33 protein-coding genes are annotated in these 22,253 nt (G+C 68.6%); all 33 read right to left on the reverse strand.

The window, feature by feature from the left end:
• Positions 1-85 precede the first annotated feature (85 nt).
• The 33 genes from ABWK59_RS14590 to ABWK59_RS14750 all read right to left on the reverse strand — a co-directional run bounded on the left by ABWK59_RS14590 (position 86) and on the right by ABWK59_RS14750 (position 22,247).
• Positions 86-1,108 (reverse strand): DNA-directed RNA polymerase subunit alpha, encoded by a 1,023-nt coding sequence (locus ABWK59_RS14590; RefSeq protein WP_030457404.1) that lies wholly within the window; start codon positions 1,106-1,108, stop codon positions 86-88.
• A 153-nt stretch (positions 1,109-1,261) separates the two neighbouring features.
• Complete coding sequence (gene rpsK / locus ABWK59_RS14595) at positions 1,262-1,669, reverse strand: 30S ribosomal protein S11 (RefSeq protein ID WP_345697565.1); 408 nt, start codon at positions 1,667-1,669, stop codon at positions 1,262-1,264.
• A gap of 72 nt (positions 1,670-1,741) precedes the next feature.
• Positions 1,742-2,122: a 30S ribosomal protein S13 gene (gene rpsM / locus ABWK59_RS14600; RefSeq protein WP_354641018.1), complete on the reverse strand. Its 381-nt coding sequence runs from the start codon at positions 2,120-2,122 to the stop codon at positions 1,742-1,744.
• Positions 2,123-2,295: 173 nt separating this feature from the next.
• Entirely contained in the window at positions 2,296-2,409 is a 114-nt protein-coding gene (gene rpmJ, locus ABWK59_RS14605) for a 50S ribosomal protein L36 (RefSeq protein WP_003956441.1), read from the reverse strand.
• Between the two features lie 33 nt (positions 2,410-2,442).
• Entirely contained in the window at positions 2,443-2,664 is a 222-nt protein-coding gene (gene infA, locus ABWK59_RS14610) for a translation initiation factor IF-1 (RefSeq protein WP_003956442.1), read from the reverse strand.
• A 143-nt stretch (positions 2,665-2,807) separates the two neighbouring features.
• A complete protein-coding gene (gene mscL / locus ABWK59_RS14615; protein ID WP_354641019.1) occupies positions 2,808-3,221 on the reverse strand; it encodes a large conductance mechanosensitive channel protein MscL in 414 nt (137 codons plus the stop codon).
• A 99-nt stretch (positions 3,222-3,320) separates the two neighbouring features.
• Positions 3,321-4,157, reverse strand: a complete 837-nt coding sequence (gene map, locus ABWK59_RS14620; protein ID WP_354641020.1) for a type I methionyl aminopeptidase — start codon at positions 4,155-4,157, stop codon at positions 3,321-3,323.
• A gap of 101 nt (positions 4,158-4,258) precedes the next feature.
• On the reverse strand, positions 4,259-4,918 hold the full coding sequence (locus tag ABWK59_RS14625) for an adenylate kinase (protein WP_354641021.1): 660 nt from the start codon (positions 4,916-4,918) through the stop codon (positions 4,259-4,261).
• A complete protein-coding gene (secY, locus tag ABWK59_RS14630) occupies positions 4,918-6,228 on the reverse strand; it encodes a preprotein translocase subunit SecY (RefSeq protein WP_354641022.1) in 1,311 nt (436 codons plus the stop codon). The genes ABWK59_RS14625 and secY overlap by 1 nt, the downstream gene beginning before the upstream one ends.
• A gap of 281 nt (positions 6,229-6,509) precedes the next feature.
• Positions 6,510-6,965: a 50S ribosomal protein L15 gene (rplO, locus tag ABWK59_RS14635; protein WP_354641023.1), complete on the reverse strand. Its 456-nt coding sequence runs from the start codon at positions 6,963-6,965 to the stop codon at positions 6,510-6,512.
• Between the two features lies 1 nt (position 6,966).
• A complete protein-coding gene (gene rpmD / locus ABWK59_RS14640; RefSeq protein ID WP_014136270.1) occupies positions 6,967-7,149 on the reverse strand; it encodes a 50S ribosomal protein L30 in 183 nt (60 codons plus the stop codon).
• Positions 7,149-7,766 (reverse strand): 30S ribosomal protein S5, encoded by a 618-nt coding sequence (gene rpsE, locus ABWK59_RS14645; protein WP_354641024.1) that lies wholly within the window; start codon positions 7,764-7,766, stop codon positions 7,149-7,151. Before rpsE ends, rpmD begins: the two co-directional genes overlap by 1 nt.
• A 48-nt stretch (positions 7,767-7,814) precedes the next feature.
• Entirely contained in the window at positions 7,815-8,198 is a 384-nt protein-coding gene (gene rplR / locus ABWK59_RS14650; RefSeq protein WP_354641025.1) for a 50S ribosomal protein L18, read from the reverse strand.
• 3 nt (positions 8,199-8,201) lie between these two features.
• Entirely contained in the window at positions 8,202-8,741 is a 540-nt protein-coding gene (rplF, locus tag ABWK59_RS14655; RefSeq protein ID WP_354641026.1) for a 50S ribosomal protein L6, read from the reverse strand.
• Between the two features lie 22 nt (positions 8,742-8,763).
• The gene (gene rpsH / locus ABWK59_RS14660; protein WP_354641027.1) at positions 8,764-9,171 is read right to left on the reverse strand and encodes a 30S ribosomal protein S8; all 408 of its coding nucleotides are present in this window, start codon (positions 9,169-9,171) and stop codon (positions 8,764-8,766) included.
• Between the two features lie 262 nt (positions 9,172-9,433).
• A complete protein-coding gene (locus tag ABWK59_RS14665; protein ID WP_008747480.1) occupies positions 9,434-9,619 on the reverse strand; it encodes a type Z 30S ribosomal protein S14 in 186 nt (61 codons plus the stop codon).
• A gap of 3 nt (positions 9,620-9,622) precedes the next feature.
• On the reverse strand, positions 9,623-10,192 hold the full coding sequence (rplE, locus tag ABWK59_RS14670; RefSeq protein ID WP_030263480.1) for a 50S ribosomal protein L5: 570 nt from the start codon (positions 10,190-10,192) through the stop codon (positions 9,623-9,625).
• Entirely contained in the window at positions 10,192-10,503 is a 312-nt protein-coding gene (rplX, locus tag ABWK59_RS14675; protein ID WP_030263484.1) for a 50S ribosomal protein L24, read from the reverse strand. Before rplX ends, rplE begins: the two co-directional genes overlap by 1 nt.
• A 16-nt stretch (positions 10,504-10,519) precedes the next feature.
• Entirely contained in the window at positions 10,520-10,891 is a 372-nt protein-coding gene (rplN, locus tag ABWK59_RS14680; protein WP_030232481.1) for a 50S ribosomal protein L14, read from the reverse strand.
• A 99-nt stretch (positions 10,892-10,990) separates the two neighbouring features.
• Complete coding sequence (rpsQ, locus tag ABWK59_RS14685) at positions 10,991-11,263, reverse strand: 30S ribosomal protein S17 (RefSeq protein ID WP_014136278.1); 273 nt, start codon at positions 11,261-11,263, stop codon at positions 10,991-10,993.
• Entirely contained in the window at positions 11,263-11,487 is a 225-nt protein-coding gene (rpmC, locus tag ABWK59_RS14690; RefSeq protein WP_345697575.1) for a 50S ribosomal protein L29, read from the reverse strand. Before rpmC ends, rpsQ begins: the two co-directional genes overlap by 1 nt.
• A complete protein-coding gene (gene rplP, locus ABWK59_RS14695; RefSeq protein ID WP_030457415.1) occupies positions 11,487-11,906 on the reverse strand; it encodes a 50S ribosomal protein L16 in 420 nt (139 codons plus the stop codon). The genes rpmC and rplP overlap by 1 nt, the downstream gene beginning before the upstream one ends.
• 4 nt (positions 11,907-11,910) lie before the next feature.
• Positions 11,911-12,732 (reverse strand): 30S ribosomal protein S3, encoded by an 822-nt coding sequence (gene rpsC / locus ABWK59_RS14700; RefSeq protein WP_354641028.1) that lies wholly within the window; start codon positions 12,730-12,732, stop codon positions 11,911-11,913.
• On the reverse strand, positions 12,732-13,079 hold the full coding sequence (gene rplV / locus ABWK59_RS14705; protein WP_345697577.1) for a 50S ribosomal protein L22: 348 nt from the start codon (positions 13,077-13,079) through the stop codon (positions 12,732-12,734). The genes rpsC and rplV overlap by 1 nt, the downstream gene beginning before the upstream one ends.
• A gap of 69 nt (positions 13,080-13,148) precedes the next feature.
• Positions 13,149-13,430 carry a 30S ribosomal protein S19 gene (gene rpsS / locus ABWK59_RS14710; protein WP_043914586.1) on the reverse strand — a complete coding sequence of 94 codons (282 nt, stop codon included), beginning with the start codon at positions 13,428-13,430 and terminating at the stop codon, positions 13,149-13,151.
• Positions 13,431-13,441: 11 nt separating this feature from the next.
• Entirely contained in the window at positions 13,442-14,278 is an 837-nt protein-coding gene (gene rplB / locus ABWK59_RS14715) for a 50S ribosomal protein L2 (RefSeq protein WP_354641029.1), read from the reverse strand.
• Between the two features lie 36 nt (positions 14,279-14,314).
• The gene (gene rplW, locus ABWK59_RS14720) at positions 14,315-14,638 is read right to left on the reverse strand and encodes a 50S ribosomal protein L23 (RefSeq protein ID WP_354641030.1); all 324 of its coding nucleotides are present in this window, start codon (positions 14,636-14,638) and stop codon (positions 14,315-14,317) included.
• Positions 14,638-15,315, reverse strand: coding sequence for a 50S ribosomal protein L4 (gene rplD / locus ABWK59_RS14725; protein WP_354641031.1), 678 nt, complete (start codon positions 15,313-15,315; stop codon positions 14,638-14,640). The genes rplW and rplD overlap by 1 nt, the downstream gene beginning before the upstream one ends.
• Positions 15,316-15,320: 5 nt before the next feature.
• Positions 15,321-15,968 carry a 50S ribosomal protein L3 gene (rplC, locus tag ABWK59_RS14730; protein WP_035863529.1) on the reverse strand — a complete coding sequence of 216 codons (648 nt, stop codon included), beginning with the start codon at positions 15,966-15,968 and terminating at the stop codon, positions 15,321-15,323.
• 14 nt (positions 15,969-15,982) lie between these two features.
• Positions 15,983-16,291: a 30S ribosomal protein S10 gene (gene rpsJ / locus ABWK59_RS14735; protein ID WP_012785157.1), complete on the reverse strand. Its 309-nt coding sequence runs from the start codon at positions 16,289-16,291 to the stop codon at positions 15,983-15,985.
• 478 nt (positions 16,292-16,769) lie between these two features.
• A complete protein-coding gene (locus tag ABWK59_RS14740) occupies positions 16,770-18,485 on the reverse strand; it encodes a hypothetical protein (RefSeq protein WP_354641032.1) in 1,716 nt (571 codons plus the stop codon).
• A 102-nt stretch (positions 18,486-18,587) separates the two neighbouring features.
• Positions 18,588-20,441: a hypothetical protein gene (locus ABWK59_RS14745; RefSeq protein ID WP_354641033.1), complete on the reverse strand. Its 1,854-nt coding sequence runs from the start codon at positions 20,439-20,441 to the stop codon at positions 18,588-18,590.
• A 171-nt stretch (positions 20,442-20,612) separates the two neighbouring features.
• Complete coding sequence (locus tag ABWK59_RS14750; protein WP_354641034.1) at positions 20,613-22,247, reverse strand: hypothetical protein; 1,635 nt, start codon at positions 22,245-22,247, stop codon at positions 20,613-20,615.
• Positions 22,248-22,253: the final 6 nt, after the last annotated feature.

Genomic DNA, 22,253 nt, shown 5'->3' on the forward strand with positions numbered 1-22,253 from the left:
CCGCAGCGGGCGTACGGGCACGGTGCCCGTACGACTTGCATGGTGACGGGGGCGGTCCGCTGGGGACCGCCCCCGGCCCGAACTCTTAGTACTGCTCGGTCTCCGCGTAGCCCTGGTCGTCCAGGTCGTCGGCGCCGAAGGCGTCGGCGGCGGCGGTCGGGTCGAACCCGGGCGGGCTGTCCTTGAGGGCCAGGCCCATGCCGGCCAGCTTCGCCTTGACCTCGTCGATCGACTTCGCACCGAAGTTGCGGATGTCGAGCAGGTCGGCCTCGGAGCGGGCCACGAGCTCACCCACGGTGTGGATGCCCTCGCGCTTGAGGCAGTTGTAGGAGCGGACCGTGAGCTCCAGCTCCTCGATCGGCAGCGCCAGGTCGGCGGCCAGGGCGGCGTCCGTCGGGGACGGGCCCATGTCGATGCCCTCGGCGTCGACGTTCAGCTCGCGGGCGAGGCCGAACAGCTCGACGAGGGTCTTGCCGGCCGAGGCCATGGCGTCACGGGGACGCATGGCGGGCTTGGTCTCGACGTCGACGATCAGCTTGTCGAAGTCGGTCCGCTGCTCGACACGGGTGGCCTCGACCTTGTAGGTGACCTTCAGCACGGGGCTGTAGATCGAGTCGACCGGGATGCGGCCGATCTCCTGGCCGGAAGCCTTGTTCTGCACGGCGGAGACGTAGCCGCGACCGCGCTCGACGGTCAGCTCCATCTCCAGCTTGCCCTTGCCGTTCAGGGTGGCGAGGACCAGCTCGGGGTTGTGCACCTCGACACCGGCCGGGGGCGCGATGTCGGCGGCGGTGACCACACCCGGGCCCTGCTTGCGCAGGTACATCACGACCGGCTCGTCGTGCTCCGAGGAGACGACCAGCTGCTTGATGTTGAGGATGAGGTCGGTCACGTCCTCCTTGACGCCCGGCACGGTGGTGAACTCGTGCAGGACACCGTCGATCCGGATGCTGGTGACAGCGGCGCCGGGGATCGAGGAGAGGAGCGTGCGGCGGAGCGAGTTGCCGAGGGTGTAGCCGAAGCCCGGCTCCAGCGGCTCGATCACGAACCGCGAGCGGAATTCGTCGACGACCTCTTCGGTCAGCGAGGGACGCTGAGCGATCAGCATGAGAGGTGTTCCTCCAGTTGTCTTCGGCACCCACTATTTGATGCCGATGGACTCAAGCGTACGGCCTCCCGCACCAGGCGGGAGGCCGACGCACGAACTACGGCGCTAGCGCGCACTCCCCCGAGCAGCCAAAGGCGAGGGGGGAAACAAGCGTCAGACGCGGCGGCGCTTCGGCGGACGGCAGCCGTTGTGCGGGGTGGGGGTGACGTCCTGGATCGAGCCGACCTCGATGCCGGTGGCGGACAGCGAACGGATCGCGGTCTCGCGGCCGGAGCCCGGGCCCTTCACGAAGACGTCGACCTTGCGCATGCCGTGCTCCATCGCGCGACGGGCAGCGGCCTCGGCGGCCATCTGCGCGGCGAACGGGGTGGACTTGCGCGAGCCCTTGAAACCGACGTGGCCGGCGGAGGCCCAGGAGATCACGTTGCCCTGCGGGTCGGTGATCGAAACGATGGTGTTGTTGAACGTGCTCTTGATGTGGGCGTGCCCGTGAGCGACGTTCTTCTTCTCCTTGCGGCGGATCTTCTTCGCGCCGGCAGCCTGACGACCCTTGGGGGGCATAAGTCTGTTCTCCTACTGAGGTGGTCGGTCCGCTAACCCGCGGGCCGGAGGGATGTCCGGTGACGGGACGGACTACTTCTTGCCCGGCTTCTTCTTGCCGGCGATCGCGCGACGCGGGCCCTTGCGGGTACGCGCGTTGGTGTGGGTGCGCTGGCCGCGGACCGGCAGGCCCCGGCGGTGACGCAGACCCTCGTAGCAGCCGATCTCGACCTTGCGGCGGATGTCGGCGGCCACCTCACGGCGGAGGTCACCCTCGACGGTGAAGTTGGCGTCGATGTACTGGCTCAGCTTGACGAGGTCGTCCTCGCTGATGTCGCGGACACGGACGTCCGGGTTGACACCGGTCTCGGCCAGGGTCAGCTGAGCGCGGGTACGGCCGATGCCGTAGACGTAGGTGAGGGCGATCTCGATCCGCTTCTCGCGGGGGAGATCAACGCCGGCGAGGCGTGCCATTCATGGCTCCTGTGGTTCTTCAGAGGTCTTACGTGCCGCCTACTCGATGTCTCTCGACAAGGAGCCCCGGCCTCTGACCGGGGGTGGCAGTCCGCCTTATCAGGCGGATCGGGCGGCCCGTGTATGACGTTGTTCGCGTCGCGCGAAGTACTACGAGAAATGCTGGGGGAGGATCAGCCCTGGCGCTGCTTGTGGCGCAGGTTGTCGCAGATCACCATGACCCGGCCGTGACGGCGGATCACCTTGCACTTGTCGCAGATCTTCTTGACGCTCGGCTTGACCTTCATGACTCAGGTTCTCCGGGGTCTAGATCTGACGTGTTACTTGTATCGGTAGACGATCCGGCCGCGGGTCAGGTCGTAGGGGCTGAGCTCCACCACGACCCGGTCATCCGGGAGGATGCGGATGTAGTGCATGCGCATCTTGCCGCTGATGTGCGCGAGGACCTTGTGACCGTTCTGCAGCTCGACCTTGAACATCGCGTTCGGAAGAGACTCGATCACGGTGCCCTCGATCTCAATGGCGCCTTGCTTCTTAGCCATGAACTGCGAGATCCACCCTTCGGGTCCGGCTACCGTATGCGGAACGCTCGTGCGAACCAGGCTTCACCTCATCCCGATGGGATGAGGGCGTGCTGAAACACGCTACGAGTGAGCCGACAGTCCATCTTACACGACACGAAATGTCAGACCGCCACCGGCAAGACCTCGGCCGTGCAGGCCGAGCAGCGCCGGGCCGCGGTGGGGATCTCGGTCAGGCACTCCGGGCACGGACGCTTCGGGGTCTTCGGCTTCTTGGGCAGGTAGCGGGCGGTGGCCTTGGTCACCGGCAGCACCACGCAGAAGTACAGGACGGCGGCGGTCATCAGGAACGCGATCAGCACGTTCAGGAACTGGCCGTACGGGAACGTGACCCCGGCCACGGTGGCCTTGTAGCTGCTGAAGTCGCCTGCCGCGCCGACCACCACGCCCACCAGCGGGGTGAGGAACGCGGAGACGAAGCCGGTCACCACCCCGGTGAAGGCGGCACCGATCACCACACCGACCGCCATGTCGATGACGTTGCCGCGCATCATGAAGTCACGGAAACCCTTGAGCACTGTTCTCCCCTTCGGAGCCCTCGAAGCCGCTGTCGGCGTCAAAAATAGGACACGGGGCCCGGAGGTCGAAACCTCCGGGCCCCGTCGGATCCCGACGGATCAGGCCAGCGGGTCCGGCGCGGCCGTGACGCCAAGCTTGGCGAGCTCGGCCCGGCCGCCGTCGAAGGCGGTCAGCACCAGCGGGCCCTGCTCGGTGACGGCCACCGAGTGCTCCCAGTGCGAGGCCCAGGTGCCGTCGTTGGTGACCACCGTCCAGTCGTCCTCCAGGACGGTGGTGTGCGGGGTGCCGAGGCCCACCATCGGTTCGATGGCGAGGACCGTGCCGGGCACCAGCTTGGGGCCCTTGCCGCGGCCGGCCACGTAGTTCAGCACGTGCGGCTCCATGTGCATCGCGGTGCCGATGCCGTGGCCGCCGTACCCCTCGGTGATGCCCCACTTGCCCTTGGGCGGCAGCGGCTGGCGGCGGATGAAGCCCTCGATCGCCCGGGAGACGTCGACCAGCCGGTTGCCCTTGCGCATCTGGGCGATGCCGGCCCACATCGAGCCCTCGGTGACCCGGCTCAGCAGCTCGTTCTCCGGGGCGGTCGCGCCGACCGCCACGGTGATCGCGGCGTCGCCGTGCCAGCCGTCCAGGATCGCGCCGCAGTCGATGGAGATCAGGTCGCCCTCTCGCAGCACCCGGTCGCCGGGGATGCCGTGGACGACCTCCTCGTTCACCGAGGCGCAGATCACCCCCGGGAACCACAGGCCACCGTGGTGCGCCCGGAAGTTGGAGGTGGCACCGTGGTCGGTGATCACCTTGTCCGCGATGTCGTTCAGCTCCTGGGTGGTCACCCCCGGCGCCACGGCCTCGCGACAGGCCTTCAGGGCCTCGGCGACGACCAGTCCGGCCGCCCGCATCTTCGCGATCTGCTCGGGGGTCTTGATCTCCACCATCAGGTCACGCCTTCCACGTCAGTTGCACTCTCCACCCACCGTACGACGCCAGGACGGCCGGGAGGCCCCGTCGGGGCTTCCCGGCCGTCCGTGGACGTGCGTCAGGCGCTCTTCTTCTCTTCCAGGGCGGCGATGGCGCGCTCGGTCACCTCGGTCACCTTGCCGAGGGCGGAGATCGTCACCAGCAGGCCCTGGTCCGCGTAGTAGCCGATGATCGGCTCGGTCTTGGAGTGGTACTCCTCCAGGCGGACGCGGACCGCCTCCTCGGTGTCGTCCGAGCGCTGGTACAGCTCACCGCCGCACTCGTCGCAGACGTCCTCGGCCGCCGGGGGGTTGTAGACCACGTGGAAGACGTGGCTGCCGTCCTTGCGGCACAGCCGGCGACCGGCGATCCGCTTGACGACCTCGTCCTCGGGGACCTCCAGGTCGAGCACGCCGTTCAGGGCGATGCCCTCCTCGGCGAGGATCTCGTCCAGGGCCTTGGCCTGGCCCAGGTTGCGCGGGAAGCCGTCGAGCAGGAAGCCGTTCGCGGCGTCCGGCTGGAGCATCCGGTCCTTGGCCATCCCGATGGTGACCTCGTCCGGCACCAGGCGACCCGCGTCCATGTACGCCTTCGCCTCGAGCCCCAGCGGGGTGCCCTGGCTGATGTTGGCGCGGAACAGGTCTCCGGTGGAGATGTGCGGGATGGACAGGGTCTTGGCCAGGACGTGCGCCTGAGTACCCTTCCCGGCCCCGGGAGGTCCGACGAGGACGATACGCATCAGCGGAGGAACCCTTCGTAATTACGCTGCTGGAGCTGGCTCTCGATCTGCTTCACAGTTTCGAGTCCGACGCCGACGACGATGAGCACGCTGGTGCCGCCGAACGGGAAGTTCTGGTTCGCGCCGAAGGCGACCAGGGCGATCATCGGGATCAGCGCGATAAGGCCCAGGTAGAACGATCCTGGCCACGTGATGCGGGTGAGCACGTAGTTCAGGTACTCGGCCGTCGGTCGGCCGGCCCGGATGCCCGGGATGAACCCACCATACTTCTTCATGTTGTCGGCAACTTCTTCGGGGTTGAAGGAGATGGCCACGTAGAAGAAGGCGAAGAAGACGATCAGGACGAAATAGGTCGCCATGTAGACCGGGTGGTCACCGCGGACGAAGTTGCTGCGGATCCAGGTCGCCCATCCGGCCTGCGAGTTGGTCAGCTGGACCACCAGCGCGGGGATGTAGAGCAGCGACGAGGCGAAGATGACCGGGATCACACCCGCCTGGTTGACCTTGAGCGGGATGTAGGTCGAGGTGCCGCCGAAGGCGCGCCGGCCGATCATGCGCTTCGCGTACTGGACCGGGATCCGGCGCTGGGCCTGCTCGACGAAGATGACCAGGCCGACCACCACGATGCCGACCGCGATCACGCTGAAGAACTCGCCCCAGCCGCCCAGCAGGGTGCCGGACTCCTTGATCGCCCACATCGAGCCCGGGAAGCCGGCGGCGATGGAGGTGAAGATCAGGATCGACATGCCGTTGCCGATGCCGCGGTCGGTGATCAGCTCACCCAGCCACATGATCACGGTGGTGCCGGCGGTCATCGTGATGACCATGATGGCGATCCGGAAGATCGACTGGTCCGGGACGACCTGGTTGGCGTAGGGGCAGCCGGAGAACAGCGCGCCGCTGGAGGCCGTCGCCACGATGCCGGTGCCCTGGAGCACGGCGAGCGCGATGGTCAGGTAGCGGGTGTACTGCGTGATCTTCGCCTGGCCGGCCTGACCCTCCTTCTTCAGCGCCTCCAGCCGTGGGATGACCACGGTGAGGAGCTGGAGGATGATGCTGGCCGTGATGTACGGCATGATGCCGAGCGCAAAGATCGTCAGCTGCAGCAGCGCGTTGCCGCTGAAGAGGTTGACCAGACCGAACAGCCCGCTGGTCTGGGTCTCCTTGATGCACTGGTTCACCGCGACGAAGTCGACGCCCGGGACGGGGATGTGGGCACCCATCCGGAAGATCACCATGATGCCCAGCGTGAACAGCAGCTTCTTGCGCAGGTCGGGCGTCTGGAACGCCCGCGCGAACGCACTGAGCACGGTGCCTCCTGCGCCTCCCGCACATCGTCGGCGGGAGGGTCGGTCCTGAGTGGGGAGTGGACTTGCCGGGCCCCGCGTACGAACGGCACAGGCAAGCCTCGCGCCAGCGTACAAGGGAACTCCAGGGACTCTAACAGTGCGCGGCCGCTGGGCAGAAGCTTCGACCGCCCCTCCCCCACTGACGGGGTACGGCTTGCCCGGTTTTGACACACAAATTGGTCACGTACGACAACGGGCCCCGCACCTCCCGGAGGAGGTGCGGGGCCCGGTCGTCAGAGAGCTCAGAGGAGCTCGGTGACCGAACCGCCGGCGGCGGTGATCTTCTCGGCGGCGGAGCCGGAGACGGCGTCGACCGTCACCTGCAGCGCGACCGAGACCTCGCCCTGGCCCAGGACCTTGACGAGCTCGTTCTTGCGAACGGCACCCTTGGCGACCAGGTCGGCCACGGTGACCTCGCCACCCTGCGGGTAGAGCTCGGCCAGGCGGTCCAGGTTCACGACCTGGAACTGCTTGTGGGCCGGGTTCTTGAAGCCCTTCAGCTTCGGCAGACGCATGTGGAGCGGCATCTGGCCACCCTCGAAGCGCTGCGGAACCTGGTAGCGGGCCTTGGTGCCCTTGGTACCACGACCAGCGGTCTTACCCTTGGACGCCTCACCACGACCCACACGGGTCTTGGCGGTCTTGGCGCCCGGGGCGGGCCGCAGGTTGTGGATCTTGATCGGCGAGTTGTCCGCCATGTCAGTCCACCTCCTCGACCGTGACGAGGTGACGAACGGTGTGGACCATGCCGCGGATCTCCGGGCGGTCCTCCTTCACCACGGTGTCGTTCAGCCGCTTGAGGCCGAGCGAACGCAGGGTGTCACGGTGGTTCTGCTTGCTACCGATGTAGGACTTGGTCTGCGTGACCTTGAGGCGAGCCATCAGGAGCTCACCCCAGCCGCGCGGGCCCGCAGCAGAGCAGCGGGAGCCACGTCCTCCAGCGGCAGACCACGACGGGCCGCGATCTCCTCGGGGCGCACGAGGCCCTTCAGAGCGGCCACGGTGGCGTGCACGATGTTGATCGCGTTGTCCGAGCCGAGCGACTTCGACAGGATGTCGTGAACGCCGGCGCACTCCAGGACGGCACGCACCGGGCCACCGGCGATAACACCGGTACCGGGGGACGCCGGCTTCAGCAGCACGACGCCGGCGGCCTTCTCGCCCTGGATGGGGTGCGGGATGGTGCCCTGGATACGGGGGACCTTGAAGAAGTTCTTCTTGGCCTCCTCAACACCCTTGGCGATGGCGGCCGGAACCTCCTTCGCCTTTCCGTAACCGACACCCACGGTGCCGTCACCGTCGCCCACCACGACCAGCGCGGTGAAGCTGAAACGACGACCACCCTTGACAACCTTGGCGACACGGTTGATGGCGACGACGCGCTCGACGTAAGCGGTCTTCTCGGCGACCGGGGCGCCGCCCCGCTCGTCGCGCTTACGGTCACGCCGCTCGCCGGTGCCACCACCGGCGCCGCTACCGCGACGCTGGGGTCCAGCCATTGGAATTACCTCTCTCGTTTACGTCCGTCGACAGAGCCGACGAGCGGCTTAGAAGTCGAGCCCGGCCTCACGGGCCGCGTCCGCCAGGGCGGCGATGCGGCCGGCGTACCGGTTGCCCGCGCGGTCGAAGACGACCGACTCGATGCCGGCGGCCTTGGCGCGCTCGGCGACCAGGCTCCCGACCTTCTTGGCCAGCTCGGTCTTGTCGCCCTCGGCGCCCTTGATGGACACGTCGAGGGTGGACGCCGACGCCAGGGTGTGACCCTTGGCGTCGTCGATGACCTGGGCGACCATGTGACGGTTCGAGCGCGTCACGACGAGGCGCGGACGCACCTCGGTGCCGGTGATGCGCTTGCGAACACGGATGGCGCGGCGCTTGCGGGCGGCGTTCTTGTAGGCGTTGCCCTTGCCGATCTTGACAGAGACGCTCATCGCTTACTTACCACTCTTTCCGACCTTGCGGCGGATGACCTCGCCCGCGTACTTGACGCCCTTGGCCTTGTACGGGTCGGGCTTGCGCAGCTTGCGGATCTTCGCGGCGACCTCGCCGACCTTCTGCTTGTCGGTGCCGTCCACGTGGAACTTGGTGGGCGACTCGACGACGAAGGAGATGCCCTCCGGCGCCTCGACCAGGATCGGGTGGCTGTAGCCGAGCTGGAACTCCATGGCGGAGCCCTTCGCAGCGACTCGGTAACCAACACCGCTGATCTCCAGCGACTTGCGGTAGCCCGCGGTCACGCCGGTGATCATGTTCGCCACCAGCGTGCGGGAAAGGCCGTGGAGGGCCTTCGACTGACGCTCGTCGTTCGGGCGGGTGACGAGCAGGGTGCCGTCCTCGCCCTTGCCGATCTCGATCGGCGCGGCAACGACGTGGGTGAGGGTGCCCTTGGGGCCCTTCACCGACACCTCGCGGCCATCGATGGTGACGTCCACGCCGGCGGGAACCGGGATGGGCAGCCGTCCAATGCGAGACATTGCTGTACCTCCGTTTCCCGAATTACCAGACGTAGGCGAGAACTTCTCCGCCTACGCCCTTCTTGGCAGCCTGCTTGTCCGTGAGGAGACCGGAGGACGTGGAGATGATCGCCACGCCCAGGCCGCCGAGGACCTTCGGCAGGTTGGTGGACTTTGCGTAAACGCGCAGACCCGGCTTGCTGATGCGCTTGATGCCGGCGATGGAGCGCTCACGGTTGGGGCCGAACTTGAGCTCGATGGTCAGCTTCTTGCCGACCTCGCCCTCGGTGGGCTCCTCAACCTTGTAGGAGGAGATGTACCCCTCCTGCTGCAGGATCTCGGCGACGTGCGCCTTGATCTTGCTGGCCGGCATCGCCACGGTGTCGTGGTACGCCGAGTTCGCGTTCCGCAGACGCGTGAGCATGTCTGCGATGGGGTCGGTCATGGTCATGGTGGCCTCAGGCCTCTCCCGCCGTGGTTTCTCCGCGCCAGGTCCCCCTCCGCGCACTCGCAGGAGTGCGAAAGGGGCACAAGCGCAGGGGACCTGCGACGTAGTAAGACTGGGTTGCGAGCCCTCATGAGAGAGCCGCGAGCACCTATGGAGATGCCGCGGCAGGGGGCCCGACCCCACCACCTTACGGGATTCCGAACGGAAGCCCAAAAGTGAGGGGCCGGGCACCACTGCTCGCGTTGCGGTGCCTAGGGCTGCTGGACTACCAGGAGCTCTTGGTCACGCCCGGCAGCTCGCCGCGGTGCGCCATCTCACGGAGGCACACACGGCACAGGCCGAACTTGCGGTACACCGAGTGCGGACGGCCGCAGCGCTGGCACCGGGTGTACGCCCGGACGCCGAACTTCGGCTTGCGCTCGGACTTAGCGATCAGGGCCTTCTTCGCCATGGCTCACGCCTCCTTGAACGGGAAGCCCAGAGCGCGCAGCAGCGCCCGGCCCTCATCGTCGGTCTGAGCGGTGGTCACGACGGTGATGTCCATACCGCGCTGACGGTCGACCTTGTCCTGGTCGATCTCGTGGAACATGACCTGCTCGGTGAGACCGAAGGTGTAGTTGCCACGGCCGTCGAACTGCTTCGGCGAGAGGCCGCGGAAGTCACGGATACGCGGCAGCGCCAGCGACACCAGACGGTCCACGAACTCCCACATGCGGTCACCACGGAGGGTGACGTGGGCGCCGATCGGCTGGCCCTCGCGCAGCTTGAACTGCGCGATGGACTTGCGGGCCTTGGTGACGGCCGGCTTCTGACCGGTGATCGCGGTCAGGTCCTTGATGGCACCCTCGATCAGCTTGCTGTCACGGGCGGCCTCGCCGACACCCATGTTGACCACGACCTTGACCAGGCCGGGGATCAGCATGACGTTCTCGTACGAGAACTGCTCCTGCAGCTGGCCCTTGACCTCGGAGTTGTAACGCTCCTTGAGGCGGGGGGCCACCTTCTCAACAGTCGTCTCAGACATCAGATGTCCTCACCGGTCCGCTTGGCAACGCGGATCTTGTTGCCCTGGTCGTCGAAGCGGTAGCCGACGCGGGTGACAACCTTCTTGCCGTCCTTCTCCACGACCAGCTGGACGTTGGAGACGTGCACCGGGGCCTCGACGGTCACGATGCCACCCTGGGTGCCGGGGCCCGGCTTGGTGTGCTTCTTGACCCGGTTGACACCCTCGACGAGGACCTTGTTCTCAGCCGGCATGGCCTGGATGACCTTGCCCTGCTTGCCCTTGTCCTTGCCGGTGATGACCTGGACCAGGTCACCCTTCTTGATCTTCATGCTGTTCGCCATGAGATTAGAGCACCTCCGGCGCCAGCGAGATGATCTTCATGAACTTCTTGTCGCGCAGCTCGCGGCCCACGGGGCCGAAGATGCGGGTACCACGGGGGTCACCCTCGGTGTTCTTCAGAACGACCGCGGCGTTCTCGTCGAAACGGATGTACGAGCCATCCGGACGACGACGCTCCTTGACGGTGCGGACGACGACGCACTTGACGACGTCACCCTTCTTCACCGAGCCACCGGGGATCGCGTCCTTGACGGTGGCGACGATGACGTCCCCGATACCGGCGTAGCGGCGACCGGAGCCACCGAGAACGCGGATGCAGAGAATCTCCTTGGCACCCGTGTTGTCGGCGACACGCAGTCGCGACTCCTGCTGGATCACAGCTTTCTCCTGATCGTCAACGAGAGTCGACGGGCCGGCCGCTGCTCACTCGATCGCATCGCTGCATCGAGCACATACGGCCGTACCACATCGGCTTCGTTACTTGGCCTTCTCGAGGATCTCGACGACGCGCCAGCGCTTCGTCGCGGACAGCGGCCGGGTCTCCATGAGGAGGACACGGTCGCCGACACCGCACGCGTTCTGCTCGTCGTGCGCCTTCAGCTTGTTGGTACGGCGGATGACCTTGCCGTACAGCGCGTGCTTGACGCGGTCCTCGACGGCGACGACGACGGTCTTGTCCATCTTGTCGCTGACGACGAGACCCTCACGGGTCTTGCGGAAACCGCGCGTCTCGTTGGTGTTCTCAGTCATCAGGCGTTCTCCACCGTCTCGATGCCCAGCTCGCGCTCGCGCATCAGGGTGTAGATCCGCGCGATGTCCTTACGGACCAGCCGGAGCCGGCCGTGGTTGTCGAGCTGCCCGGTCGCCGCCTGGAAGCGGAGGTTGAACAGCTCCTCCTTGGCCTCACGCAGCTTGGCAACGAGACCCTCGTTGTCCAGCTGGCGAAGCTCAGCAGCCTTGGTAGCGGCCGACATCAGCTCTCACCGTCCTCGCGCCGAACGATCCGGCACTTCATCGGAAGCTTGTGCGCGGCACGGGTGAGCGCCTCGCGAGCAATCTTCTCGTTCGGGTACGACAGTTCGAACATGACCCGACCCGGGTGCACGTTCGCGATCCACCACTCCGGCGAACCCTTACCGGAACCCATGCGGGTCTCGGCCGGCTTCTTGGTGAGCGGACGGTCCGGGTAGATGTTGATCCAGACCTTGCCGCCACGACGGATGTGACGGGTGATCGCGATACGAGCGGACTCGATCTGACGGTTCGTCACGTAGGCCGGGGTCACGGCCTGGATGCCGAACTGGCCGAACGCCAGCTCGGTGCCACCCTTGGCCGCGCCACGCCGCTTCGGGTGGTGCTGCTTGCGGTGCTTGACCCTACGAGGGATCAGCATGGGGTCAGGCCTCCGTTCCGGTGTTCTCGGCAGCCGGAGCCTCGGTCACCGGGGCCGCGGGGGCCTCGGCGGCGGGACGACGGCCACGGCCACCGCGCTCGCCGCCACGACGCTCGCCACCGCGGGCGGGACGACCACCCTCGGGACGGGCCGGGCGGTTGCCGGAGCGGGCAGCGGCGTTCTCAGCGCGGACCTCGGCGATGTTCTTGACGTCGCCCTTGTAGATCCAGACCTTCACGCCGATGCGGCCGAAGGTGGTCTTGGCCTCGAAGAAGCCGTAGTCGACGTTCGCACGCAGGGTGTGCAGCGGCACGCGACCCTCGCGGTAGAACTCCGAACGGCTCATCTCGGCGCCGCCGAGACGACCGGAGCACTGGACCTTGATGCCCTTGGCGCCGGCCTTCATGGTCGACTGCATGCTCTTACGCATGGCGCGACGGAAGGAGACGCGGGAGGACAGCTGCTCCGCGACGCCCTGAGCCACGAGCTGGGCGTCCAGCTCGGGGTTCTTGACCTCGAGGATGTTCAGCTGGACCTGCTTGCCGGTCAGCTTCTCCAGGTTGCCCCGGATCTTGTCGGCCTCCGCGCCGCGGCGGCCGATCACGATGCCCGGACGAGCGGTGTGGATGTCCACGCGGACGCGGTCACGGGTGCGCTCGATCTCGACCTTGGAGATGCCGGCGCGCTCCATGCCCTTCGTCATGAGACGCCGGATGGCGACGTCTTCCTTGACGTAGTCCTTGTACAGCTTGTCGGCGTACCAGCGGGACTTGAAGTCCGTGCTGATGCCGAGGCGGAACCCGTGCGGGTTAACCTTCTGGCCCATTACCGGGTCCCTTCCTTGCTGCTGACGACCACGGTGATGTGGCTGGTCCGCTTGCGGATCCGGTAGGCGCGGCCCTGGGCGCGCGGGCGGAACCGCTTCAGGGTCGGACCCTCGTCGACGTAGGCCTCGGAGATGTAGAGGCTGTTCACGTCGCTGTGGTTGTAGTTGTGCGCGGCGTTGGCGATGGCGCTGTCGAGCACCTTGCCGACCGGCACGGTGGCGGCCTGCGGAGCGAAACGCAGGACGGCCTGGGCCTCCGTGGCGTTGAGGCCACGGATGAGGTCCACCACGCGGCGGGCCTTCATGGGCGTGACGCGGATGTACCGCGCCTGGGCCCTGGCTTCCATGGTTGTCCCCTTAATGGAGTAAGTCACTGAGTCTTATCTGGCGCTGAGCTCAAGCTCGCGGAGCGCTGACTAGCGACGCTTCGACTTGCGGTCTTCCTTCACGTGCCCCTTGAAGGTGCGCGTGGGAGCGAACTCGCCGAGCTTGTGGCCGACCATCGACTCGGTGACGAACACCGGGACGTGCTTGCGGCCATCGTGAACCGCGATCGTGTGGCCCAGCATGGCCGGGGAGATCACGGAACGACGGGACCAGGTCTTGATGACGTTCTGCGTGCCCGCCTCGTTCTGCACGTCCACCTTCTTCTGAAGGTGGCCGTCGATGAAGGGGCCCTTCTTGAGACTGCGCGGCATCTGACCTGCTCCTAGCGCTTCTTGTTGGTCTTGCGGCGGCGCACGATGAGCTTGTCCGACGCCTTGTTCGGGCGACGGGTACGGCCCTCGGGCTTGCCCCACGGCGAGACCGGGTGGCGACCACCGGAGGTCTTACCCTCACCACCACCGTGCGGGTGGTCGATCGGGTTCATGGCCACACCACGCACGGTCGGGCGGACGCCCTTCCAGCGCATACGGCCGGCCTTGCCCCAGTTGATGTTCGACTGCTCGGCGTTGCCGACCTCGCCGACGGTCGCGCGGCAGCGCGCGTCGACCAGGCGGATCTCACCGGAGGGCATGCGCAGGTGCGCCATCTTGCCCTCACGAGCCAGCAGCTGGATGCCGGAACCCGCGGAGCGGGCCAGCTTGGCGCCACCGCCGGGACGGAGCTCCACCGCGTGGATGGTGGTACCGACCGGGATGTTGCGGAGCGGCAGGTTGTTGCCCGGCTTGATGTCGGCCGTGGGGCCGTTCTCGATCCGGTCACCCTGCGCAACGCCGCGGGGGGCGATGATGTAGCGCTTCTCGCCGTCCGCGTAGTGCAGGAGCGCGATGCGCGCGGTGCGGTTGGGGTCGTACTCGATGTGCGCGACCTTGGCCGGCACGCCGTCCTTGTCGTGACGACGGAAGTCGATCACGCGGTAGGCGCGCTTGTGACCGCCACCCTGGTGGCGGGCGGTGACACGACCGGCGTTGTTACGGCCGCCCTTGCTGTGCAGGGGGCGAACCAGCGACTTCTCCGGCGTGGACCGCGTGATTTCGACGAAGTCGGCCACGCTCGAGCCGCGGCGGCCCGGCGTAGTCGGCTTGTACTTGCGGATACCCATTTTAGTCCTCGTCCTAATCGACGATCACGATCCCCGTCAGGCGGAGACCGGACCACCGAAGATGTCGATGCGGTTGCCCTCGGCCAGCGTCACGATGGCGCGCTTGGTGTCCTTGCGCTTACCGAAACCCGTCTTGGAGCGCTTGCGCTTGCCCTGACGGTTCAGCGTGTTGACGGCCTCGACCTTGACCGAGAAGACCGCCTCGACGGCCTGCTTGATCTGGGTCTTGTTGGCACCGGGAGCCACGACGAACGTGTACTTGTTCTCGTCGAGGAGCGAGTAGCTCTTCTCGGAGATGACCGGCTTGATCAGGACGTCACGGGGGTCCGAGTACGTCTTGCTCGTGATCTCGTTCGCCATCAGGCGGCGCTCCCTTCGAGCTCGCCCTCAGCGGCAACAGCCTTGGCGGACGCGGCCGGACCGGCCACGAAACGCTCGAAGGCGGCCTGGGTGAAGACCACATCGTCGGAGACGAGCACGTCGTAGGTGTTCAGCTGGCCGGCGTCCAGGATGTGCACGTTCGCCAGGTTGCGAGCGGACAGGATGCCCAGCTCGTCCTCGCGCTCGACGACCAGGAGGACGTTCTTGCGCTCGGAGATCTTGCCGAACAGGACCTTGGCGGCCTTGGTCGACGGCGCCTCGGTCGCGGTCACCGCGGTGATCACGTGGATGCGCTCGTGGCGGGCCCGGTCGGTGAGCGCACCGCGGAGGGCGGCGGCGATCATCTTCTTCGGGGTCCGCTGCGAGTAGTCACGCGGCACGGGACCGTGCACGACGCCACCACCGGCGAACTGCGGCGCGCGGGTCGAGCCCTGACGGGCGCGACCGGTGCCCTTCTGGCGGTACGGCTTCTTGCCGCCGCCGCGGACCTCGCCACGGTTCTTGACCTTGTGGGTGCCCTGACGGGCGGCAGCGAGCTGCGCCACGACGACCTGGTGCATCAGCGGGATGCTGACCTTGGCGTCGAAGATCTCGGCGGGCAGCTCGATGCTGCCGGCCTTGTCGCCGGCCGGCGACAGGATGTCAATGGTGGTCATATCCTTCACAGGCCCTTCGCCGCGGTGCGGACGAGGACGAGGCCGCCGTTCGGGCCCGGGATCGCGCCCTTGATGAGCAGCAGACCCTTCTCCGCGTCGACCGCGTGCACGGTCAGGTTCTGGGTGGTCACACGCTCGTGGCCCATCCGACCCGCCATGCGCATGCCCTTGAACACACGGCCCGGGGTGGCGCAGCCACCGATGGAACCGGGCGAGCGGTGCTTGCGCTGGGTGCCGTGACCGGCGCCGAGGCCCTTGAAGTTGTGACGCTTCATGACACCGGCGAAGCCCTTGCCCTTGGAGGTGCCGGTCACGTCGACCTTGACACCCGCCTCGAACAGCTCGGCGGTGATCTCCTGGCCCAGGGTGTACTCGGAGGCGTCCGAGGTACGCAGCTCGACCAGGTGGCGGCGGGGGGTGACACCGGCCTTGGCGAAGTGGCCCTGGAGGGGCTTGTTCACCTTGCGGGGGTCGATCTCGCCGAAGCCGATCTGGACGGCGTCGTAGCCGGCCGGGCTGTCGGCGGTGTGGACCTGGGTCACGACATTGGGCCCAGCCTTGACGACGGTCACCGGGACAACCCGGTTGTTCTCGTCCCAGACCTGGGTCATGCCGAGCTTCTCGCCCAGGATGCCCTTAATCTGCTTAGCCATCTTCGGTGCGCCTCTCAGAGCTTGATCTCGATGTCGACGCCCGCCGGCAGGTCGAGACGCATGAGCGAGTCAACCGTCTTCGGCGTGGGGTCGAGGATGTCGATCAGACGCTTGTGAGTACGCATCTCGAAGTGCTCGCGCGAGTCCTTGTACTTGTGCGGCGAGCGGATGACGCAGTACACGTTCTTCTCAGTGGGCAGCGGCACCGGGCCCGCGACCTGCGCACCAGTACGGATCACCGTCTCGACGATCTTCTTCGCCGAGGAGTCGATGACCTCGTGGTCGTAGGCCTTGAGCCGGATGCGGATCTTCTGTCCCGCCATGGCTACTCAGTAGTCCTTTTGTCCTCAGTCGCTACGCGGCCACCCTCCGACCCCCGCGGTCGGGCGTGTCGCCCTTTCGCTCGCAAAAAACCGGCGAATCTCTCCGTCGGTTTCCGCATGTGGGTTCGGTGGGGTCTGCAGACCCCGCGGGCGCCGGGTCGAGGCCCCGCTGACGCTTCCCGGAAGATTCCCGTACGTCCGCCCCGCAGCTGCCGCGGTGTCGACTACACACCACTACGCCCACACGCACACCTCGCGGCGTACGCGGACGCATGAACGGCCATCACGGGAACGACGAGTACATGGGACTCGCTTCCGGTCCTCCCGGCGGGAGGCGCGCAGCATCGGCACTCAACCGAGCAACTTGGACATACTGCCACACCGCACGCCGGTAATGCCAATCGGATCACGGAGCGGCCCGACCTCACCGCTCCGGCGTCACCGCTCGGTGTCACCGCTCCGGCGTCACCGCTCGGTGTCACTGCTCCGGAGCGAGCCAGGGCGCCCGCCGGCCGCACACCGTCGGCCAGTCCGGGCCGGGCAGGGCGCCGCACCAGAGCTTCTGGTCCTGGTCGTCGCCCGGGTTGAAGAACGAGACGTCGATGTCCTGGCACTGCTGGACCGGGGAGTACTTCGGGCAACCGCCGCCGGGCAGCTTCACGGTGTGCGCCCGCCAGGCGTCCAGGCCCATGGTGCCCAGGCCCGGGTCCTCCGGGAGGTACCGGTTCACCGACCAGGAGGTGCCCATCGCGCCGAACAGGGCCAGCGCGCAGACCAGGCCCGCGGCCAGCTGCTGGACGGCCCCGGGGCGCACCCGGGCCGCGGTGGCCGCCGCGGGCCCGGTGGAACCGCTGAGCCAGCGGGCCGAGACCCGCTCGACGGCGGCCATCAGCCCGACCACGGCGAGGATCATCAGGCAGTACAGGATGATCCAGGTGGTCCGCGGGTACAGCTGGACGGCCTGGGTGTCCTCCATCCGGGAGGCGAACCAGAAGCGCAGCAGCCAGGCGCCGGCCAGCACCACCGCGGCGGTCTTGACGGCGACGTGGCGCAGGCCCAGGCCGATGCCGAGGCCGACCGCGGCCAGCAGCAGCACCGCGAACCCGGTCTGTCCGGCCAGCTCGCCGGAGGCCGGCCAGGTGTGGTACGTCTGCGCGCCGGCCCGGTCGGAGGCCCAGCCCAGCACGTAGCCCGGGTCGGCGTAGACGGCGAGGTAGGCGTACCGGTCCGGCACCCCGGAGCCGTGCTTCAGGATCTCGTACAGCAGCGGTGAGCCGACCAGCGCGGCGGCCGCCGCCACCGTGGCGCAGTACGCCAGCGCGCGGCGCAGCACCGCGCCGCCCTGCCGCCAGGGGAGGGCCAGCAGCGCCAGCACCAGCACCCCGGGCGCGGCCCACAGGTACCAGCCGGAGTACCAGAGGAAGAGCGCGCCGAGCACCGCGCCGTAGCCGGCGGCGGCCAGCAGCGCGGTCCGGGTCGGGACCTCGGCGATCCTGCGCAGCCGCAGCAGGCAGGCCGCGAACAGCGGCATCAGCACGATCATGGTGACGTGGCTGTACGGGCGGATCGGGTCCAGGAAGACCACGGTGGCCGGGAGGGCGATGGCCAGGGCCCAGAACGGCCGCAGCAGCATCCGCCAGGACAGGTAGGCGGCCGGTCCGGCGAGCGCGGTGAAGGCGATCTGCAGGTCCTGCAGGGCGAGCCCGGTGTCGCCGATCCCGTTGTAGCGGATCTTGGCCCAGAGGGCGATGGCGGCCGGGAAGCCGGGCGGGTAGACGCCGGGGAGGTGGCCGCCGTTCAGCATCGAGTTGGCCATCCGGACCAGGGTGGCCGGGTCGCCGTCCTGGCCGCCGAGCGGCCACGGGGTGCCGCTCAGCGCGACCACCGTGCCGCCGGCCAGCGCCCCGCTGGCGAGGCCGGCCAGGGCGGCGCAGACCAGCCGCTTCACCCGGTCGTACCGGCGCAGCGACCCGCGGTGGGCGCAGAAGACCAGCAGGGCCAGCAGCGGCAGGCCGAGCAGCGCGCCGTACAGCTGGAGGCCGGCCAGGCCGGAGACCTGGCCGATCCGGACCATCGGGTCGACGTCGATCGTCGCGCAGAGCAGCGTGTAGCCGAGGGCCGCGACGGCGCCGGCTGCGGCCTCCGCCGCCGGCCAGCGCAGACCACGGACCCACTCACCAACCGACCGGGACACTGCGCCCCCTCCAAAATCCGTTCGGGCTCCGCGGACCGGCTCCCGGGAGCCCAGCGGCTCCGCCGGTCCACCCAATCATGCCGGGCGGGTCGGACGTGCCCATCAGCGGTGGCGCCAGACCACCCACCCGTGCTTCCAGCTGACCTTGTCGACGTACCAGCCGGCCGGGACCTGCTTCCAGCTGTCCGCGGGGTTCACGGCCTTGGGGCCGTCCGGGTCCTTCGGGTCCTTCGGCTCCGCCGCGGGGAGCCGGAACAGCGCGACGGTGGCCGAGGGCGGGGGCGTGGCGCCGTGCTTGAGGTCGGTGGTCCACACCCGGCCCCAGTAGACCTCGTACGGCTGGGCCATCCGGATGTCCCAGTCGTTGTCCCAGTCCATGACCAGGTTGTCGCCGCGCTTGAGACCGGCCTCCTTGATGAAGCCGGTGCCCGCGAACTTGCGGTCGCCGTAGTGCCGGTCGGCCACCTCGTCGGTGATCGTGGTGGTGGCGAGCAGCGCGAACCCGAGCAGGCCGGCGCCGAGCGCCGCGACCACCCGGCGGCCGCCGGACAGCCGGAGCGCGACGCACACGACGGCGATCAGCGCGGCGACCTCGGTGGCCCGCACGATGTGCAGGCTCTCCCAGTTGAGGCCGAGGAAGAGGGCGTCCGGCAGGGCCCAGGGGATGATCACGCCCTTGAGGCCGGGCCCGACGTACTGGATCACGGTCTCGCCCAGCACCGCCATCAGCAGCAGGCCGCCGGCGGTCAGCGCGATCAGGGCGCGCCGGCCGGCCCGGTGGATCAGGATGAGGCCGAGCAGGAAGTAGGCGGGGACCAGCGAGGAGAGGTACCGGGCGTAGACCCAGTTGTCGATCCGGGGGTCGTCGCCCAGGCCGGCCGCGGCGGCCAGCGGGATGCCGACCAGCAGGGCCGTCATCGCCAGCGCGACCAGGCGGGTCGCCCGGTCGACCCGGGTGGTGAACAGCGCCGCCAGGCAGAACGCCACCGCGATCGCGCCGATGCCCCAGGTGGACATCATGAAGTACCAGATCTGGCCGGCCACCCGGGTGAGGGTGCGGCCCAGCTTCTCCGGGTCGAACAGCTCGTCGAAGACCTTGGTGCCGACCTCGCTGGGCGGCACGGCGTCGAACTTCGACTCCAGGTAGGCGGCGAGCAGCCGGGACGCGCCGACCCCGAGGCCGAGGACGCCGACCGAGATCGCGGTGGCCCACCGCGGCGCCCAGCCGGTGATCAGGACCACCAGCAGGAGGACGCCGGTCACCGCGCAGATCACGCCGCCGCGGTCGTGGGTGGCCATGGAGTACGCGGCCGCGGCCGCCATCCCGGCGCCGTGCAGGGCGCGGGCCCGGAAGCCGCCGGGCGAGAGCCAGCCGTGCATGCACAGCAGCCAGACCAGCAGCAGCAGCGGGAAGATGGTCTCCGTCATCGCGAACTGCGCGTAGTAGACGACCGGGGGCAGCAGCCCGGTGACGGTCGCCAGCAGCAGCGAGAGCGGGCGCCTCAGGCCGGCCCGGCGGAGCACCGCGTAGGCGGCCAGGAAGACCAGCGAGTTGAGCACCGTGTTGATGCCCATGACCAGGTGGTAGGCGGTGACCGGGTTGTCGGCGATCCGCAGCGCGGGCGAGATCAGCAGCGGGTATCCGCCGGGGATGACCACGCCGACCGGGATGTCGGTGCCGGAGCGCCCGGCCAGCACCCGGGCGAGCACCAGGTACGTGCTCTCGTCGGCGTGGACCGACGGGTAGCTGCGGTGCAGCACCAGGGAGAGCCGGACGAGCATCTGGAACGCGTAGCCCAGCAGCAGCGCGGACGGCCAGAACCAGCGGTGCGCCGCCACCATGCGCAGCCGTGCGGCGGCGCGGTCGGACCGGGCCGGTCCGGTGCGCTCCGCCGCCCCGCCCGGCCGGTCGGAGGTTCTCTCCTCCGGTGGCACGGGCATGGTGGTCTGGTCCATCGGGTTCTCCCCCTTGAGAATCGGAGAGCGACGGCGGTGCGCAATCTCCGGTGCTGATGCCCGGACCGGCGGACGGCCGGTCGAACGGCCCCGGGATTCTCCCACGGGACAGTTCGTTCACGCCACTCTCACAGATCACGGTGAAAGTGGACACATCACCTGCAAAGACGACTACTTGGGCGGCTCGCAGTGCCCGCCCGGGGCGTACTTCGGGCACTTCCCGTTGGGCAGCTGGTCGGTGTGCGCCACCCAGGACAGCCGGCCGAGGTTGTTCTGGTCGGAGGGCATGAACCGGTCCACGGTGGCCGAGCCGGCCAGCGCGGAGAACAGGGTCAGCGCGCAGAGCACCGCGCCCGCGGTCTTCACCGCGGGGGTGCCCGGGCGGCGGAGGGCCCCGTCGGCGGCCGCGGTGCGGCCCGCCAGCTTCCGGCTCAGCAGGTAGCCGGCCATGCCGCACAGCACCAGGCTGCAGTACAGCAGCTCGGAGGAGGTCCGCGGGTAGAGCTGCACCAGCTGGTCGCGCTCCATGTGGGAGGCGAACCAGTAGCGGAGCAGGAACGCGCTCACCATGAACGAGCCGGCCACCTGCACCACCGGCAGCTCGGCGCCCAGCCACAGGGCCACGCCCACCCCGGCCACCAGGAGCAGCACGAACACCCCGACGCCGCCGAGCTCGCCCGGGATCGGCCAGGTGGCGTGGGTGTAGCCGCCCGGCAGGTCGCCCAGCCACATGGCGAAGTACGCGGGCTCGGTCTGGGTGTCGAAGTACATGTAGGCGTCCGGCGTGCCGGAGCCCTGCAGCAGGCGGATGAGGTAGCTCCCGGCCAGCAGCAGGAACACGGCGCCGGTGGTGGCCAGCGTCACGCCGGCGCGCAGCAGCGCCGTCCGGCCCGCGCGTCCGGCCCCGACCAGGGCGAGCGCCAGGCAGGCCAGCGCGCCGGGGGCGGACCAGACGAACCAGCCGGAGTACCAGAGGAAGAAGAGCGCGAAGACCACGCCGTAGCCGGCGCCGAGCAGCAGCGCGGTCCGGGTGGAGCGCCGGCCGGCGTTGATCAGGCTGCCGATGAAGCGGGCGAAGACCGGGACCAGCACGAGCAGGATGATGTCCACGTACGGCTTGGCCGCGGTGAAGATCGGGAACAGCGAGGCCAGCCCGATGCCGAGGGACCACAGCGGCGGGAGCAGCAGTCGCCAGGCGAGGTAGACGGCGGGGCCGGCGACGGCGGTGAGCAGCAGGGTGAGGACCTTGAGGGCCGCGCCGGGGCGGTCCGGGTTGAGGTACTCGGTCCAGTAGCTCAGCAGGTAGGGGAAGAGCGGCGGGTAGACGCCGGATATCGGCTTGCCCTCCTGGATCATCACGGCCCAGTCCTGCAGCTGGAGGGAGTCGCCGTGCGCTCCGTTCAGCGGCCACCAGGTGCCGCGCAGGGCCACCGCGATGCCGGCCGCGTAGAGGCCGCTGGCGAGGCCCGCCACCGAGCTCGCGGCCAGCCGCAGCGCGGTGGACCTCGACAGCCAGCGGCCCACGGCCAGCCAGGCCACCATCAGCGCGATGGCGACCAGGATGAAGCGGAGCTGGAGGGCGGCGAGGCCGCTGACCTGCCCGACCCGGGTCATCGGGTTGACGCTGACGGTGGTGCCGATCCAGGTGAAGCCGAGGGCCACCAGGAGGCCGGCGGCGGCCTCCGCCGCCACCAGCACGGAGCGGCGGCCGAGCGCCGGCCGGACCGGGGCGGGCGGGGTCGTGCCCGAGGGGAGGTCCGTGCTCTCCGGGGCGACGGGCGTGCGGGCCAGCGGGAGCGCGGACATCGGTCC

Origin of the sequence: Kitasatospora sp. HUAS MG31 (genome assembly GCF_040571325.1) — a bacterium.
GTDB lineage: Bacteria > Actinomycetota > Actinomycetes > Streptomycetales > Streptomycetaceae > Kitasatospora > Kitasatospora camelliae.